The organism is Saccharopolyspora phatthalungensis, assembly GCF_014203395.1.
Classification (GTDB): domain Bacteria; phylum Actinomycetota; class Actinomycetes; order Mycobacteriales; family Pseudonocardiaceae; genus Saccharopolyspora; species Saccharopolyspora phatthalungensis.
Genome location: NZ_JACHIW010000001.1, coordinates 67,233 through 83,724, shown reverse-complemented (window position 1 = coordinate 83,724; position 16,492 = coordinate 67,233). Strand labels below are relative to the sequence as shown.

The 16,492-nt window shown below is 64.5% G+C and carries 15 protein-coding genes and 1 pseudogene; 8 read left to right on the top strand and 8 right to left on the bottom strand.

The features are described from left to right. Window positions 1-27: 27 nt before the first annotated feature. On the bottom strand, window positions 28-1,323 hold the full coding sequence (locus BJ970_RS00360; RefSeq protein ID WP_184722028.1) for a C39 family peptidase: 1,296 nt from the start codon (window positions 1,321-1,323) through the stop codon (window positions 28-30). Between the two features lie 1,409 nt (window positions 1,324-2,732). Further along, complete coding sequence (locus BJ970_RS00355; protein WP_221466989.1) at window positions 2,733-3,566, bottom strand: hypothetical protein; 834 nt, start codon at window positions 3,564-3,566, stop codon at window positions 2,733-2,735. Window positions 3,567-3,943: 377 nt separating this feature from the next. Between BJ970_RS00355 and BJ970_RS00350 the strand changes: the two genes are divergently transcribed. The 5 genes from BJ970_RS00350 to BJ970_RS36890 all read left to right on the top strand — a co-directional run bounded on the left by BJ970_RS00350 (window position 3,944) and on the right by BJ970_RS36890 (window position 8,460). Beyond that, the gene (locus BJ970_RS00350; protein WP_184722026.1) at window positions 3,944-4,267 is read left to right on the top strand and encodes a hypothetical protein; all 324 of its coding nucleotides are present in this window, start codon (window positions 3,944-3,946) and stop codon (window positions 4,265-4,267) included. Beyond that, a complete protein-coding gene (locus BJ970_RS00345; RefSeq protein WP_184722023.1) occupies window positions 4,267-4,473 on the top strand; it encodes a hypothetical protein in 207 nt (68 codons plus the stop codon). Before BJ970_RS00350 ends, BJ970_RS00345 begins: the two co-directional genes overlap by 1 nt. Before the next feature lie 199 nt (window positions 4,474-4,672). Continuing rightward, on the top strand, window positions 4,673-5,719 hold the full coding sequence (locus tag BJ970_RS00340; protein ID WP_221466988.1) for a tyrosine-type recombinase/integrase: 1,047 nt from the start codon (window positions 4,673-4,675) through the stop codon (window positions 5,717-5,719). Beyond that, window positions 5,719-6,063 (top strand): helix-turn-helix domain-containing protein, encoded by a 345-nt coding sequence (locus BJ970_RS00335; protein WP_184722017.1) that lies wholly within the window; start codon window positions 5,719-5,721, stop codon window positions 6,061-6,063. The genes BJ970_RS00340 and BJ970_RS00335 overlap by 1 nt, the downstream gene beginning before the upstream one ends. A 1,287-nt stretch (window positions 6,064-7,350) precedes the next feature. Next, window positions 7,351-8,460 carry a hypothetical protein gene (locus tag BJ970_RS36890; protein ID WP_221466987.1) on the top strand — a complete coding sequence of 370 codons (1,110 nt, stop codon included), beginning with the start codon at window positions 7,351-7,353 and terminating at the stop codon, window positions 8,458-8,460. 8 nt (window positions 8,461-8,468) lie between these two features. Here BJ970_RS36890 and BJ970_RS00325 read toward each other — a convergent pair whose 3' ends face one another. Further along, on the bottom strand, window positions 8,469-9,239 hold the full coding sequence (locus tag BJ970_RS00325) for an SDR family oxidoreductase (protein WP_184727599.1): 771 nt from the start codon (window positions 9,237-9,239) through the stop codon (window positions 8,469-8,471). Between the two features lie 208 nt (window positions 9,240-9,447). Here BJ970_RS00325 and BJ970_RS39810 point away from each other — a divergent pair. From BJ970_RS39810 to BJ970_RS00315, 3 genes and pseudogenes are all read left to right on the top strand, one after another. Beyond that, window positions 9,448-9,804 (top strand): annotated as a pseudogene (locus tag BJ970_RS39810) (putative T7SS-secreted protein); the annotation flags it as partial. A gap of 123 nt (window positions 9,805-9,927) precedes the next feature. After that, the gene (locus BJ970_RS00320) at window positions 9,928-10,563 is read left to right on the top strand and encodes an EndoU domain-containing protein (protein ID WP_376775091.1); all 636 of its coding nucleotides are present in this window, start codon (window positions 9,928-9,930) and stop codon (window positions 10,561-10,563) included. A 5-nt stretch (window positions 10,564-10,568) separates the two neighbouring features. Further along, window positions 10,569-11,192 (top strand): hypothetical protein, encoded by a 624-nt coding sequence (locus BJ970_RS00315; protein WP_184722008.1) that lies wholly within the window; start codon window positions 10,569-10,571, stop codon window positions 11,190-11,192. Between the two features lie 647 nt (window positions 11,193-11,839). Here the strand turns inward: BJ970_RS00315 and BJ970_RS00310 are convergent. From BJ970_RS00310 to tgmA, 5 genes are all read right to left on the bottom strand, one after another. Beyond that, complete coding sequence (locus BJ970_RS00310; protein WP_184722005.1) at window positions 11,840-12,088, bottom strand: hypothetical protein; 249 nt, start codon at window positions 12,086-12,088, stop codon at window positions 11,840-11,842. Window positions 12,089-12,115: 27 nt separating this feature from the next. Further along, window positions 12,116-12,472: a hypothetical protein gene (locus tag BJ970_RS00305; protein WP_184722002.1), complete on the bottom strand. Its 357-nt coding sequence runs from the start codon at window positions 12,470-12,472 to the stop codon at window positions 12,116-12,118. A 467-nt stretch (window positions 12,473-12,939) separates the two neighbouring features. Further along, window positions 12,940-14,097 (bottom strand): methyltransferase domain-containing protein, encoded by a 1,158-nt coding sequence (locus tag BJ970_RS00300; protein ID WP_312864043.1) that lies wholly within the window; start codon window positions 14,095-14,097, stop codon window positions 12,940-12,942. Further along, window positions 14,094-15,041 (bottom strand): MvdC/MvdD family ATP grasp protein, encoded by a 948-nt coding sequence (locus tag BJ970_RS00295; protein ID WP_184721995.1) that lies wholly within the window; start codon window positions 15,039-15,041, stop codon window positions 14,094-14,096. Before BJ970_RS00295 ends, BJ970_RS00300 begins: the two co-directional genes overlap by 4 nt. Further along, entirely contained in the window at window positions 15,041-15,361 is a 321-nt protein-coding gene (tgmA, locus tag BJ970_RS00290) for a putative ATP-grasp-modified RiPP (protein WP_184721992.1), read from the bottom strand. The genes BJ970_RS00295 and tgmA overlap by 1 nt, the downstream gene beginning before the upstream one ends. Window positions 15,362-16,492: the final 1,131 nt, after the last annotated feature.

Here is a 16,492-nt window from a genome sequence, read left to right as displayed (position 1 = left end):
GAGCATGCCGCGCGCGATGTGGGCGTGTCAGTGGGCGGGTGGCAGGGGGTACTGGGGCGGCGTGATGATGTAGGCGATGCCGCCGGAGTCATCGGCCACATTGCCGGTGGGGTCGTGGCGCTTGGTGCGTTGCCAGACGTTCTCGAACTGGTTGCGGGGATAAATGTTGCGCACCGCCGCGTCGTCGGAGGATGCCGGGTCGTTGGCGATGACGTCCCCGTTCGGCGTGAACCCGACGATGACCATGATGTGGCCGTCGGTGTCATAGTCGGCGCCGGTGAGCTCGCCGGCGCGGAACGACTGCGAGGTGATCACGGGGATGCCGCTGCGGATGTATCGTTCCGCGTCCGCCAGCGAATGCAGGCGGGTGATGTGCGCATCGAGCCCGTAGCTGGCGGCATAGGCGGCGTTAAACGACCAGTTCCCGGTTCCGTCGTAGGCGTCGTCGTAGGTCTGGCGTGCGGCCTGGTCGACAACGGGGTCGGGGTGCTGCGGTTCGATCCAGGTCATGTCCTGCTCGGATGGCCGCCTTCCCCAGTACTCGACGACCATTTCCGTCGACGTGGGGCTGCACCACGCCTCGCCGCCGCCACCGTACTGCGGGAAGTGTCCTTTGTGGATGTTCTGGGAGTAGCGCGGCACCGGGAGTTCGATGCCCCAAGCGCCGCCGGGCCCCGAGGTCGGCACCTCGAAGCGGTCCGGGATCCGCGAGCTCATCGCGCCGACCATCGACAAGGCGGGTGAGGCGGGCGTGCCGACGGCGCGGTAGAGCGTGGCGCGGAGCTGGTAGCCGGAAAGCGTCGTGCCCGGGGTCGCGGTGAAGGTGTCCACGTTGACGCTTCCGTGTGCGTCGGACTGGCCGTCGATGCTGGTGCGGTGGATGTCGGTATCGCCCGACGCCCACTGGCCCAGCGTGTACCAGCCGGTCTCCGCGCCGGTGTCGGTATGTCCCCGCATCTCGACCTGCAACCAGGTGCCGGGAGGCGTCGACGCGTTCCACGAGGCGACCAGCTGGGTCGCCTTGAAGTCGGTGCGACGCGGCGGGGACGTCCAGCGCGCGTACTCGTAGTCGCGTGGCGTTCCGCCATCAGGGGCGGGGTGGGCGACGGTGCCGACGGGCCCGTCGATGTGGATGCCGGCCCCGTCCTGGCCAATGCCCTCGGCAGTGCCCGCCTGGAAATCCTGCGCGGAGCGCCACTGGTGGAAGTCGATGGCGGGCGGAGCCGGGGGAGACGCGGGCTGAGCGCAGGCGGTCATCGTCAGCGCCAGCACGCCTGTGAGCCCCGCGAGTGCGCCGCGATGGATCGTTCTGTATATGCGCATGCCGAAACCTCAATCGGCCCGCCGCCGGGTGGGCGGCTCTTCCGGATCGGTTCGGAGTGTAGGTATCGCAATTCCTATCGACTATGCGGCGTCCCACAGCACAGGTTAGGGGGACCGCTGCGACGGCCGTGGTGTGTCGTGGTGGGTGTTAATGCTGGGGCTGCGGTGGCTGCCGCTACGTGGTTTGCTCGCGGCACCTGATCGAACGTGGCATGAATTCCGCGTGGGTCGCGGAATGCCGGCGCGGCCGCAATGCCGCGCAACATGCCGCTATTTTCGAGTTCTGCGGAGGTGGTCGCCCGGCAAACAAATATTTCGAGCACGGCCGACTTGACGGCACCGAAACCAACTATTGCCGAAACCGGAAAATGTGCTGGTCGAAGGGGTCCTCGATGTTGCGGGGCGAAACAGTCGAACTCACTAGCAAAGTGCGGGGAGCTGAAACCGGGCTGCGGGCGCTGATTCGACGTCGCTCGCACCTGAGCCCAGTTTGCAACCGGGACAACCGCGATTCGTGCGGCAATTGGAACAAGCGCTATAGCTATAGTATCTCCAGACGAATACGAGGCCGCCTGCACACCCGCCAGGCAGCCCAGTCCGAGGCAGCTACGATCTGTCAACGGCGTCTGAATTTTTCACCCGCCGCCGACACGATCGCAATGTCCCCGATCGGAACCAGGTAACCAACCCTCCGAGTCCCCGGGGAAACCTCAGCGACAGTAGAAGGCCGGTTCGGGTTTGGCCTCTCCTGGACGCCGGATGATCACCGCTACCTCGTTTACCAGGTGCTGCGCTTGGGGATTGAAGCGTCCTTTGCCGCGTCCGTGCTGGCTCGCGCTTCCGGCTTTCATCGCTATCGCTCTCGGAGCACGGGACGCGTGGGCCGCAAAGGGCACGGGAACTGGTGCTTATCGACGAACTCATAGACTTAGCACAGCTGCTCTGCTCATGATCCCTGTGCGCCGTCGAAGGCTTCAATACCGCATGAGATCGTCTCGGAGAGGCCCCAGGAGGCATCATCGAGACGAAGGTCATTTAGGATCGGATTCCAGAGAGCCTTCCGTGTGGGCCCTAGGTGGGCGGTAAGGCCGTAAAGTTCGATCAGGTAGCCCGGCATGGCGCGGCCCCAACACTGGCTGTTGTCGTTCCACTCCTTCAGGACCTGCTCCAGCTCGGATTTGTTCAGGTACTCGGCGCAGGGAAGAACCGCCTCCCTGGCGATGGCCTCACCACAGTCGTAGCTTGTTGCGGCCTTGAGGAGGCCGGGGAGGTACGACGTGAAGTAGCGACAGGGGTGCTGCTCGATGACCTGAGCTTGCTTGCTGGCCGGAAGGCGGTCGAAAGCTTCGATGAGCGCTGGCAGCGTTTCACGAAGCTCGGGGTGAGCGACGAGCGCAACAGCTTTGGCCTCATCTGTAATGAGTGTTACGCCCCAGGTCTCCTGAGCCTTTCCGATCTTTTCGATCTTCGCATTCAGTCGGTTCTGCCTTCTCGAAGCGGCCCATCTGCTTGGCGACGGCCTGCGTGGCGAGGTAGGCATCGCGGCGAGCGAAGCTGCGAAGGCACTTTGCCATCCGGTTGGCGAACTCCTCTGGTGAGATCGTGATCGCATCATCGTCGATCGCCAGGACAGCGAATTTGGCCGCAGCTTCGACAACCTTGAAGCGGCTCGATGGTCGTACGCGGTCGAAGAACGTGTACGTCAGGTACTCGGTATCGAAGATGAACCCGGGATCGACTACGTGAGTAAGAAAGCTTTGAACGATCTTTCGGCCCTGGCTCGGCGGGTGGACCAGCACCGCTTCCAGCGCAGCGACCAGGTGGGCTCGGGCGTATTCCATCGTCGGCTCGTAGAGTTCACCGAGCGGCCGGATGGACGGATGTGCGCACAGATGCCGGTCGTCGCGGATCCTCTCCAGCTGCTTGCGCTGGGTGAAGTCGATCAGCTCCAGCTTCTCCGTAATGGCGAGCAGAGTCTTTTCGAGGTTCAGCATGATCGGGATCGCTTCGCTTTCCTCGCTACTCTGCGCCTTCTCAACCTGGGACACCAAGTCCGCAGCCTCGCCCTCACCTTCTTCATGGAGGATCTGTGCCTTTGCGATGAGGTCGGCGCAGATCGCTGTCCAGGTCAAGACAATGGCCCCACGGGCCGAGCCGGAGACGTAGCAGCGGTACGCCTCCTGCACCAGCGGCCGCACATCCGGGTTGAACACCCGGTTGACCCGGTCCTCAAGGTCGAGCATCGTGCCTCCCGCTTGTGAATCCGGGGTGATGCCTATGCATCCCCTTCGACATAACACATCCCAGGTCAGTCGGGTTGCCTTCCCTTCGCGATGTCCGCCTGTCCGACTCGAGCTCGGGGCGGCGGTTTCGTAGTGGTCGAACTGATTGTGACCCGCGAAAAATTGGTCGCTTTGCCGTCGTCTGCCACGGTCATGGGACCGGTTTGAGCTCGGTTTGGCCATGAGCATGGGCCCTGGTGCGATCTTGGTGGTGTGCCTACCCGTTGCGCGTGTCTTGATCCAATTGGGCGATGTGTGCAGAAACCGGCCTGGGGCTGGCGGGCTGTCTTTAGCTTTTAGGGCGATCAGATTGCACAAGCGTAGGGAGATCGGAACCTGTGGCGGATGGATTCCGCGTCGATCTAGCGGCACTGAAAGATGCAGCGGATGGGGTGTCCGGAACGCTGGAGCAGGTGAGCCGCCGCAGGGTCAGCGATATCGACTGTGACAAGGCGGCGATGGGCCACAGTCGGCTCGCCGACACGGTCGAGGATTTCTGCAGTCGCTGGTCTTTGGGGGTCGACAACCTCGCCAAAGACGCAAAGGAGATCTCCGGGCGGCTCACCGAGTGCGTCAAGTCGTACGAGGAAGTGGATCAAGGGGCGCAAGACCGCTTAGACCAGATCCTCCAAGGCGGCGGCCCCGATCCGGCGGCGCGGTGATGGCGGAACTCGGCGAGACCAGCGATCCCAAGGCCCTCGTGCCGGGGAACGCGGAGAGCATCCACAAGACAGCCTGGTCGATGACCGTGTACGGCGACCTGCTGCACGAGGCCGGAGTGGGACTCCAGCGCATCGACACCACCGAGGGCTGGAGCAACCCTCGGAAATTGCATCAGATGGGCGACAAATCACTGGTCGCCTGGTGAGCGTGCTGACCTGAGGCTACCGCATCTCGCTGGGCGAGAGTGCTGTGACCTGCCAGTTTGCCTCGACGATCCCGTTTGATGCATGATCCGCTCATTAAGTGGGCGGATCGGAGGCTTGGTTTTGGGGCCGTCGAATCTCGCGGGTGCTGCGCATTTGGAGCTGGTTTCCGGCGTGGTGCACTTGCGACCGGAGGATGCGATGGTCGAGGCGATGCTGCGCGGGTTTCGGGCCCAGCAGGCCTCTCGCGGGCTGCGGGAAGAGACGATCGCTGCTCGTGAGTGGCTGGTTCGCCGTTTTCTGATCTATACCAATGAGTTCCCGTGGCGTTGGACGCCATCTCATGTGGATGAATGGTCGTCAACGCTGACCAGCGAACACCATCTGGCTCCCTCTACGATCCGCGGCTACCAATGTGACCTGCGCTTGTTCACCGAGTTCATCACCGACAACGCACGGTATGGCTGGGGCGATGCGTGCGAGAAGGCGTTCGGGCCGGGGGTGCATCCGATGCCGATCGTGCACGAGTGGAACTCGATCGCACACCTTAACGGCTACGAAGGCAACCCGGAGGCGCGTCCGTTTACGCGGGAGGAGTTGCAGAGGTTTCTGGATTACGCCGACGACCAGGTCGATCGGGCTGTTCGCGCGAGACGCAAGGGCGCGCTGGTGGCGTACCGGGACGCCACGCTGTTCAAGGTCATTTACGCCTGGGGCCTGCGGCGGACGGAGGCGTCGAAACTGGATGTGGTGGACTGGGGTCGCAATCCGGCAGCGCCGGAGTTCGGCCGGTTCGGGATGCTGCATGTCCGCTATGGCAAGGCCAAGCGCGGTCAGCCGCCGCGGCGGCGCAACGTGGCCTCAGTGATGAGTTGGGCGGTGGAGGCGGTGGCCGACTATGTGGAGAACATCCGGCCCCGCTTCGGCTGCGCCGATCACCCGGCGCTGTGGGTGACAGAGCGCGGTGGGCGGATCAAGCCAGCGGAGATCAACGCACGATTCGAATCTTATCGGGACGCGTTGAAACTGCCGAAAATCCTTACACCCCATAGTCTTCGCCACTCGTATGTAACGCATCTGACCGAGGAGGGGGTGGACCGCAGGTTCATCCAAGTCCAAGTAGGACACGAGTGTGACAGCTCGACGGCGATCTACACACACGTCAGCGATGACTTCATGAACACCGCACTGCGTAACGCTATCGCGCCAGCGCTGGAGCCAACCGCACCGTATGGGAAGGGGCGTTGATGGAGCAGAAATTGGACTACCGATGGCACCTGCGCCGGGTCATGGCAGATCGAGGCATGTTTTCCACCACCGATCTGATCCCGCTGCTGGCCGAATGCGGGATCACCCTGTCGTCGAGCCAGGTCTACCGGTTGGTCACCGAACGGCCCGAACGCCTGAGCCTGAAAGTTCTGATGGCCTTGCTGGACATCCTGGACTGCTCAATGGAGGACCTCATCGAGCCCGCCGCCACGGGCGAAACCGCAAGGAAACCTAGAAAGGCCGCTGCAGGCGGCACCTCGGCTGGTGAAGGTGTCGGCTTGTTGAGGCCGAAGAGGGCCCGGATCACTGCGGTGGACCAGTGACCAACACCGACCACGAGGTGCTGCCCGACCCCATCGGGCTGATCGTCGAGCTGATCAACACCATCGAACCCCGCATGGATGCGGCGGCTATCCGGCAAGCTGTGTGCTCCGTTGTTCGCGAGCGAACGAGTCAACGACGCCTGGCCCGGGCTCTCCGTGACGATCCATCGGTGTTGCGCACAGGCCGGCCACCGGCGCCCTACTGCGTGGCCAGGATGCTGGTAGCACTGCACGACGCTGGCGCCCAGGAGATTTCCCTTCCTCACTGCGGTGTATGCGGACAGACTCGTCGTCGAGTCAGCGGTCGGCAATGGAGATGTTCGTCCTGTTCGGACACACGCACCACCTGCGCAGGTTGCGGCCAGCGACGCCCCGTCGCCGGCCGGGATCGTCACGGCAGGCCTCGCTGCTCCCGCTGCCCTGACACTGCAGAGGACTCGCTGGCAGATCTCACCGAACTTGTCACCGAACTGGATCCAGCACTCGAGGCGGACATCGTTCGCGCGGCGCTCAGCGCCGCCGCGAAGCGCCCAGCCGAGCAACGACGAGTGGTCTGGGCCGTGCTCGCCCAGCCGACCCTGCTGACCGGGGCCGGTCACAACGCGCCCACTCCAGGGGTACTGCGGTTCGTCGACGAGCTCGTTCAAGCAGGCGCTACGAACGTGATCAAGCCAGCCTGTCCGCAATGCCAGCAGATCAAGCCACTCGTCAAGGTGCGCAACGGCCAGCGGCTCTGTCGCAGCTGCTTCGCCCGAACCACAGCACTGCCCTGCGCCCGCTGCGGCGCCGTGCGAACGCCTGCCGCCCGCGACGATCAAAACGCACCCCTGTGTCACACCTGCTGGGTCAAAGACCGTACCACCTGGGAAAATTGCGTCGAGTGCGGACGCCACAAGCCCGTCTCCGTCCGCCAACCCGACGGCCCGCGTTGCAGTGTCTGCCGGCCCAGGTCCGCAACCACGTGCGCGCTCTGCGGGCGCACAGCACCATGTGACATCTCCCGGGCCACCGGGCAACCATGGTGCCTGCGCTGCAAACAACGCTGGGCGACCTGCACCGGCTGCGGCAACACCGCGCCGGTGCGCGGAGGCACCATGCAGCAGCCGTTGTGCGCCCAATGCACCAACCCCGACCCCGAGTTCTGGGACCGCTGCCCGGTCTGCCGCACCACATGGCAGCTCAGCCAGCAACCCTGCCAACGATGCATCCTCGACCAGCGCCTACGCCATTTGCTCAGCAACGAAACCGGCACGATCCGTTCCGAGCTGACATCACTGCACAAGGCAATTGACCGGCGTTACACGCCCCGACAGCACCCTGACCTGGCTCTCCCGATCGAAAGTCCGCGAACTCCTCGCGCAGATCGCCGGGAACACCGGCCCGCTCACTCACGAGATCCTTGACCAACTACCCGACGGCAAGACACTCGCGCACCTCCGCAGCATCCTGGTCGCAACCAACGTCCTGCCCCCACGCGACGAACGCCTCACCGCGCTGGAACGCTGGATCACCACGACCGTCCAAAACCGCACCGACCCTGCCGAGCGCCGGATCCTGCACAACTACGCCGTCTGGCACCACCTACGCCGACTGCGGCAACGCCTCGGCGAAAACCACACCACCCGCCTCCAGGACCTGAACGTGCGCTGCCATGTCACCGCCGCGACGAACTTTCTCAACTGGCTCGGCGACAACGCACTGACACTCGACACCTGCACCCAGGCCGACCTCGACCGCTGGATCACCGCGTCCACCTCCAGCCACCGGGACGAAACCAGCCATTTCCTCCGCTGGGCCGTCAAATACCGGCACGCCCACGGACTGACCTACACCACTCCCTATTGGACAGCACCCCAAGGGACCCCGGACACCGAGAAACGCTGGACCGACGCTCGCCGACTGCTCCACGACGACACCCTCGCCACCTCCGACCGCGTCGCCGGGCTCTTACTTCTTCTTTACGCCCAACGCATCGCCACCATCACCCACCTCACCATCGACCACGTCCGCTTTCACGAAGACCGGGTCGAGATCACGCTGGGCACCTCCCCGATCCACCTCCCGGAACCACTGGGAGCAATGGTGCGCAGGCTGGTCAGCACCCGCCGCGGCCATGCCATGACCGGCGCCCCCGATCACGCCCCGTGGCTGTTCCCCGGCGGGCACCCTGGCCGGCCGATCAGCGACGAACGGCTCGGCCAACGTCTGCAGGACATCGGCCTCAATCCTCAACAAGACCGCTCCACCGCGCTGTTCACCCTCGCCGGCGAACTCCCGGCCGCGATGCTGGCCCGTATGCTCGGAATCAGCGTCAAAGTCGCCGTCGCATGGCAACGCGCCTCCAGCGGAGACTGGACCAACTACGCCGCCGACGTCGCCAGCCGCAAGCACCCGTGAGCCTCGCCTCATGCATTTGACCCGAGACCGCCATTGCTCTGGAGAAGCTGGCCGTTGATCCATCCGCCCTCCGCCGAGCAAAGGAACGTGACCAGATTCGCGCAGTCCTGCGGCACACCGAGACGTCCCAGGGGTGTGGAGCGAGTCATGTCTGCCTTTTGCTCTTCGGTCATCCACCCGGTATCGGTCGGCCCGGGATTGATCGCATTACAGGTCACTCCCAGATGAGCGAGCTCACGGGCAGAGGCCAGCGTGATCCGGTCCATCGCCCCCTTACTCGCCCCATAGGGCAAGTTGCCTGCGGTGTGGTCGCTGGTCAGACTGACGATACGCCCGCTTCCGTACTGCCCGCGGAATCGCAACCCGTACTCCCGGATCAGCAGCCACGTTGCCCGTGCATTGACTGCAAAGTGCAGATCGAAGCTCTCCACCGTGGTATCCAACAGACCAGAGTCGACCGACTCGCAGTGGCAGAGCACCAACGCGTTGACGTTTCCCAACTCGCGCTCAACACTGTCGAAGAGCCGAGCCGGCGCATCCGAGTCGCTCAGATCCGCCTCAACCGCAACTGTTCTCGCTCCGAGGGAAGCCACCTTCCTCTGCAACTCTCCAGGTGCGCCCGGCTCCATGCCCCACTGCATCCGCGCGTCATAAGGCGTCCAGTACGTGAAGGCCACGTCCCAGCCAGCCTGCGCCAGATTCAGTACTACGGACGCCGCGATCCCGGCCGAACGTCCCGCCCCCGTGACCAAGGCGAGCGGACGCCCCGCCTTCTCCACGTCCTGCTGACTCCCCACGCGCGTCCCGCCACTCATGATCCTCATACTGACGGGCCGCCCCTCACAAAGCACCCGATTTCTCAGACACGCCCACGTGTCAACTTTGAGGCGGCAACGGCCGAGCCACCACCACGCGGCACCGAGGGCTCGAATCAGGCAGGTATTCGGACCGTTCCAATAACCGACTCCACCATTAGGGGAAGCCGCCGACCAGTTCCGGTCGGCCTTCGACGGCGAGCCGACCAAGTGGCTGGAGGCCGGGGACTGCTTTCACGCGGCTAGCAAGGCACTGGATGCCTACACCTTCACGCTGACGTGGGCTCAGGGCCAGGCGGTCGAGGCGATCCGGTTGTGGGACGAGGGGCAAGTCACCACTCGCCAAGCCGCCGCCGAGCACGACAAGGCCGTGCAGCAAGTGCCACCCGGCCTCCCAGCGGTTCCGTTCACCGATCCTGGCGAAGCCAAACGACAAGCCGCACGCGAGACCCTCGACCGCGCCCGGACCCAACTAGCCACTGCGGGCGAAGTCGCGGCCGACGCTGTGGGCAAGGCCCGCGACCAAGCGCCGGAGGAACCCGGTTGGCTGGAGCAAGCGGCGAGCGCGGTCGGCAGCGCCGGAGCGCATGCGCTTAACGCCCTCGCATCACTAGGCAACGCCGCAATCCAGAACCCCGAGTCGGTCGCCGCGATGGCGGCGGGCATCGGGCTGACTGCCCTGAGCTCCACGGGTGAGGTCGTCGGGGTCGCATTGGACGCGACCGGGGCAGGCGCGGTCGTCGGCGTCCCGCTGGGCGCGGTCTCGACTGCCGGGATCGTCACGGGCGTGGGAATCGCCGGTGCGGGCATGGGCAACATCGCCTACCACGCGACCGGTGATGACGCGGTTGAGCTGATCGACACCGACGACAGCGACGACCTGCCGAGCCAGTCGGTCGAGGCCACTGCGTGGGACCATGTCATCGGCGACACGCCGAATCCGGCAGACATCCATACCCCGGACCTCAAACAAATCCACATCCTCGACGGTGAGGGCGACGGAAGTGGTGGCCACGTCGCAGGAACAGGAAACCCGAACAAGACAGAATTCCCCGAATCCTGGGACGACGACAAGATCATCAATACTGTCGAGGACGTGGCCAAGAATCCGGACCGCCCGCCAGTCATGTCGGATGAGAGCGGGAACTACAAGTTCAGCGGAACCAGGGACGGCGTGGAGATCGAGGGTTATGTAACCCCGGATGGACAGGTCCAAACTGGCTACCCGGTGCGTGGCGAGGGCGTTCTTCGGAACGATGAGTTCGGCAATCCGCACCCCGTACCCTGAAACGAGTGAACGGAGACAGAACGACAATGGATGCTGCCAGGCTGAACGAGGCGGCACGCGAGTTGCTGGAGCAACTCGCCGATCGGCTCCCGCAGCGTCGGTTGGCCCCGTACCGCGCTCTGGGCGAAGCTGGCGAGTCGGCGTCGTTGCTCAACGAAATCTGCAAGATCCTGGTCAATCGTCACACCGAAGTGACGCCCGCGGAGAAGGAGACGCTGACGCGGCTGCTTGACGTGGTCCCCGCCGACGCCGGCGACTACGACTACATCAACCACCGTGACCGGACGCTCGCCGCGATCCACGTCGCCGATCGACCACGGGTCGTTACCCATGACGACATGCGCAAACTCAGTGCGGATTCACGTGCCCTTTTGGAGCGGTTTGCCGATCGGCTGCCACCTAACCGGTTGGAGGAGTACCGCACGCTGAGCGACGTTGGTGAATGGGGGATGTTGCTCCACTTGTTGTCGGCGAGTCTAGTCACCCGACAGATCCCAGTGAATCCTGCGGAGCGGGATGCACTAGCTGCTCTGCTGAACTGGTTCCGCCCGGCCACGGTCGCCAATCTCGCATACATTCGCGACCGCGAGAACACGCTCGCCTCGCTGAATGTCACCGACCAGCCTTGAGTGGTTTTGGCAGCAACCAGCTACCGAGATCGCTTGCTCTGCGGTGACCCGTGCGCCCCGCAGGCCGATCAAAATTCGAACGGCGACAACTGGGCACCCGACAAGTCGACGGACCGCACAAAGCTATATGCGAGAGACCCCGCACCCTTGAGGTCGGTGAATTCAGCGGGCTGAGCGCAGGCGCTCATCGTCAGCGCCAGCGCGCCTGTGAGCCCCGCGAGTGCGGCGCGACGGATCGTTCTGTATATGCGCATGCCGAAACCTCAATCGGCCCGCCGCCGGGTGGGCGGCTCTTCCGGATGGATTCGGAATGTAGGTTCGGAGTGTAGGTATCGAAATTTCTATCGGCTATGCGGCGTCCCGCAGCACGAATTAGGGGGACTGCTGCGGTGATTGCCGTGTATCGTGGTGGATGTGAATGATTGGGGCTGTGGTGGCTGGCTAGGTAGGCGGCGAGATCGTCGCGCACAGAGCCGCTGAGAGGCACGGTGCGGATCTTCTCGCCCTTCGGGAGCGCGAACACGCGCCGGTTGCGGACGATCTTCACAGTCGGCGGATCGTCACCGTGCCGCGAAGCCAGTCGACGTCATTGGGCGACAGCCCATACACCTCGCCCGCTCGCAGTCCGAGCCCGGCGCCGAGCGTGATCAGCGGCCGGTCCGCTCCGCGATGTTGGCGCGCATCGCGGCGACCTGAGCGTGTGTCCAAGGGACGATCGGCTCGCGGGTCCGCTTCGGCGGCTTGACCGCCTTCGACTTGCACGGGTTGCGCCCGATGATCTCGTCGTCGACGGCGGCGGCGAGGATCGACGAGACGTGATCGAAAACGACACGCTTCGTCGAGTCGGCGAGCGGCTTGGAGTCCGCACCCTTCAGCCCCTCTAGCCATGCCTGCACCGTGCTCGGCCGGATCTTGCCAATCGGTCATTTGCCGAGTCGCGTCCCCGTTACGTATCGGCGGAGTCGGGCTTCGGTGTTCTGAATGGTGAGCGGGTCCGAGGTTCGGTCGCCGACCCATTTCGCCGCGAACGCATCGAAGGTTATTTCCCCGGCCTTCGGATCGACGTATTTGCCGCGCAAAAGGTCAGCTTCGATCTCCTTGCGCTTGTTGTTGGCGTCGGTCCATTTCTCAAACGACAGGTTGTCGGGTTTGCGGTCCGGGCCGTAACACCGGACGCGCCAGCGCATGCCCTTCCCGCACCGGTCGGTTTTGACCTTGACGACGACTTTGCCGTCTTCGTCTTTGACCTCTTTCCACCACCGGTCTTCAATGCTGGCCACTGTTTCCCTTTCCAGTTATCGCGTTCTGAAGTTGTGCGACGAGCTCGCGGACGCCGCACCATCGCCGACGCGACCGTGCAGGTCGACGTGAACGTGCAACGCGGGAACGGTCGCGCCGATGTCTGACCAACTGCGCTCGTGGCTACGCACCGTCGTGCCTGCCGCATGGTCCGCCCTGATCGCTTGGCTGATCGCGGTCGGCGCCCCCGAGTGGCTTACCAGTCCGCTCGGCGAAGCCCAGGACGTGATCGTGGTGCCGCTGGTCCTTGCAATGGTCTACGCAAGTCTTCGCAAGTTGGAGCCGCACATGCCGCCTGACTCGCGTTCTGCTCGGCTCCAACACCCCGCCGAGCTACCCGACCGACGACACCAGCAACGGGCGGCACACCGCCGCATGAACCGACGCGCCCCGCATCCTTCCGGTTCGCCGGTCGGGTGCGGGGCGCGTTCGTCGTTTCTGGAGGCGGTCAGTTGGTCAGGCTCCATTGGTGCTTGCCGTGTGGTTCGTCGATCCACACCCATTGGGTATCAGCAGTGACGGTGAGACCCAGCCGCGACCAACCGGGGCTGCCGAGATCGCGCCAGAGCTCATGGGCCCGCTCGACGATTGGCCACAGCGGCGTTGGCCCGTGCTCAACCAGTGGCCAGGATCCAATGCTGGTGTCGGTGAGCGAGATCTCGACCGTGGATCCGTCCGCTGCGGTGAGGGTGGCGGCCGTGGGCTGCCTATTGGCGGGATCCAGCACGTAGCCGATGGTCACCGACGGCATGCCGATCAGGTCGGCGAGGAACCACACCACCCGGTTGTCTTCCCAGGGACGCGGTGAAACGTCCGTGGCCCGCGACCGCGGCTCGCCGCCCGGCTGGTGCGTCGCTGGTGCCTGCACGTCGTCGGCCTGGTTGTGCCGCATGGCCATGAACGACGCCCACCGGGCCGTGAAGCGCCCCTGCAGGCAGTCCTGGTGTCTGTGCAGCAGGGCGAGGTTGCCCGCGTTGAAGTTCCGCTTGATATCGATGAGTGCCAGGCCGCCGTGACGAAGCTGCTCCGCCCAGGCCCACGGAACGGTGGGGACCGCGCAGGTCGCGATTATTCGGTCGTAGGGAGCGTGGTCGGGCAGACCGTCCGCGCCGTCCTGGGCGGCGAGCGTTGGGTGCAGTCCAATGGTGGCGAGGCGTTCCCGCGCCAGGCCGACGAGCTCGGCATCGACGTCGACTGAGTGCACCAGGTCGTCACCGAGCCGGTGCGAGAGCAGCGCGGCGTTGTACCCACTGCCGGTGCCGATCTCCAGCATCTTGTGGCCGTCGTGGACGTCGAGCTGGTCGAGCATGCGCAGCATCAGGCCCGGAGTGGTGCTGCTGGAGATCGATGCCTCGTAGTCCCCGCGGGATTCGAGTGCGGTCACCAGCGTTTGCGCCGCGTACACGCGGTCCAGGTGATCGGCGGTGTCCCAGCCGATCCACGCGCCGGTGTGGTCCTGGTCGTAGGCGCGGGGCACGAGGACGTGCCGTGGCGTGGCTGCGACTGCCGAATGCCAAGCGGCGGACCGGATGTCGCCCGCCTGCTGCAACTGATCTGCCAGGCGCCGCGCGTGCGCCGGCCATTTGAGGTCTATCGTCGTGGTCACGGCTGTCCCTTCATCAGGAGATCGGCCAGTTGGCCGGTCAGATCTACTCCGGTGTGGTGCTCCAGCCATCCGTATTGGCCGGCGGGATTCAGTTCCAGCAGCGTCCACTCGCCGTCCGCGCCGATGACGAAGTCGAACGCGCCATAGACCAGGCCGAGTTCACGCAGCATGCCACGGACTCCGGTCGCGACGTCGGCCGGCGGTTCGGCGACGGCGTAGCTGTTGGTGTCGTAGTCGGTGCGCCAGTCGACATATCCGGCGTCGCTGCCCGCGTGGATGGTGAAGGCGTTGATGCGGTTGCCGATGACGACGACCCGTGCTTCGTGGGCTTTGTCGACCCACCGCTGGAACTGGTGGGTGGTGTGCTCGACGCCGTGCAGGTCAGCGAGATCAGCATCGGTGAGAACTGCGGTGTGGGCGAACTTCCGCCGCCCGTCTTCCACGATGGAGACTGCGCCGAGCATCTTGGTTACCGTCGGCTCGGCGGCGAATTCGCGCACGTCGTCCGCTTCGTTGGTGATCAGGGTTTCCGGCACCCGCAGCCCGTGAATAGCGCCGATCACCAGCTGCAACGGCTTGTAGGCCGCGGCTGCGGTCCTCATTGGATGGTTGACCCACAGCACCAGCAACGACGCCAACACCCCGCCAAGTCCGTATTTGGCCTCGGTGCGGGCGTGCCGTTCTTCGACGGCGTTGAGCGCATGGAACTGGTAGGAGCGAGGGGCGCGATACCACACCGCCGTGATGGCCTGCAGATCAATGACATGGTGCTCGGTGCGGAGATTGCCGACCCAGCGGCCCCCGCGCAGCCGAGCGGAGATGCTCAGCTGCGCGGGAAACCAGGCTGTGTCGACCCTGTGCACCTCGGTCTCGCGCTCCTGGAGCGCCAGGACCATCGCGTCGGCGCTGGGATCGTGTTCACCAGCCAAAATGAGAATGGACATCAGTCGTTGTGGTAATCCTCGGACGGGTCACCCTCGGAACCGTCCTGGCTTCCGGTCGTGGGCGCCGTCGGCGGCCCCGCCACGATGACCGGACGACCATCACCGTCGACTCGGATCTGGCGGACCGGGTTGTAGGTGCCCTGCGGGCCCGGGGCGCACTCCGGCGGAGTCACCGTCGTCATGCGGCGTAGGCCCCACGGACGTACACCGGTCTCTGATGGCACCACCTCGGCGGTGGCCGTCTCGTCGGTCCGCAAGGGGAACTGGGCGCTCTCGGGTGCGATCGGGTCATCCCCGAATCGCGTCAACATGCTCGTCATACAACCTCCATTCACATCTGACCGGAATGCGGCCAGAGTTCTTGATACGGCCAGTGGTGTCGTGTTCACCGACCGGGTTCTCTTGACGTGCTGGTCGGCGTGCGAGGGGCGCACGCCGACCAGCGTCCGGCGCGGTGGGGCCGGTTGCGGCGAATGCCGCGCGTCGACCCCGTGCCGTGCCGGAGATCGGGGGATGACCGGACCGTTGCTGATCCGATCCGGTCATCCCGTGCCCCGCGCGCTGCGGGCGCTTCGCGCGCTGCTAGGGCACAGCGGTGCGCACACCGGGCGGAGGAATGACGGACGTCCGGTGCTGCTCGCACCGCGTCTAATGGTCGCTTCCCCTAGATATAATTACGGTAGATGTTTTCGACATGAAGGCTTGGCCGTGCACCTGGTATTCGTGCGGCCCCATCACATCCGGGTCTTGGTGCGAAAACGGGCAGCCACTTGCAGGGCACTCCCACACTATGGGTTCATCGGTATCGATCGTTTCAGCTTGCTCAAGCATGAAGCCCCTCATCATCGACTTGTGGCGCGTGCGGTAGAGTCCTTGACGGTCCCTGGCAGGTAAGAGCTGTCAGGGGCCTTTTTAGCCCGGTCTTTCACGTCTCTCCTTTCCCCGCCTCAAGGTGTCGCTTACACTTCGAGCACATCTTGATATGCGGCAAGGGTTCCGTTTTCACAACTGGTGAGCCGCATAGCGAGAAGAGGGAGACCCGGCCGTCTAAATTCACTTCGTAGGAGTCGGGGCCAAGCCGGTGTTTGAGCGCCTGGAATACACCGGGATACCAGGGGCCGCCGTACAAGTCCCCGGACACAGAGAGCCATTCGCTCACGGCGGGTCTCATCACAGCTCTAGGTTTCGGAGCCTATCGGCTATCTCGGTCAGAGTGTTAGCTAGCGTGCTCCGGTCATCCTGAGATGGGGCCGGATCATCGATGATCCGGTAAGCAACTCGGATGAGATCCCAGGAGATTTGATCCAGGACTGCATTGGCCAAAGCAACACCTGCCTAGTGTCGTCTATTTGGGTGAGCGGACCCGGTCCGGCCGGGGGGAAGGCGCCGGTTCGCTGCTGTCTCCGTTGACGCAGCTCCCCGGTTTTGTGCGAACCGGGTCCGCTCAGGCT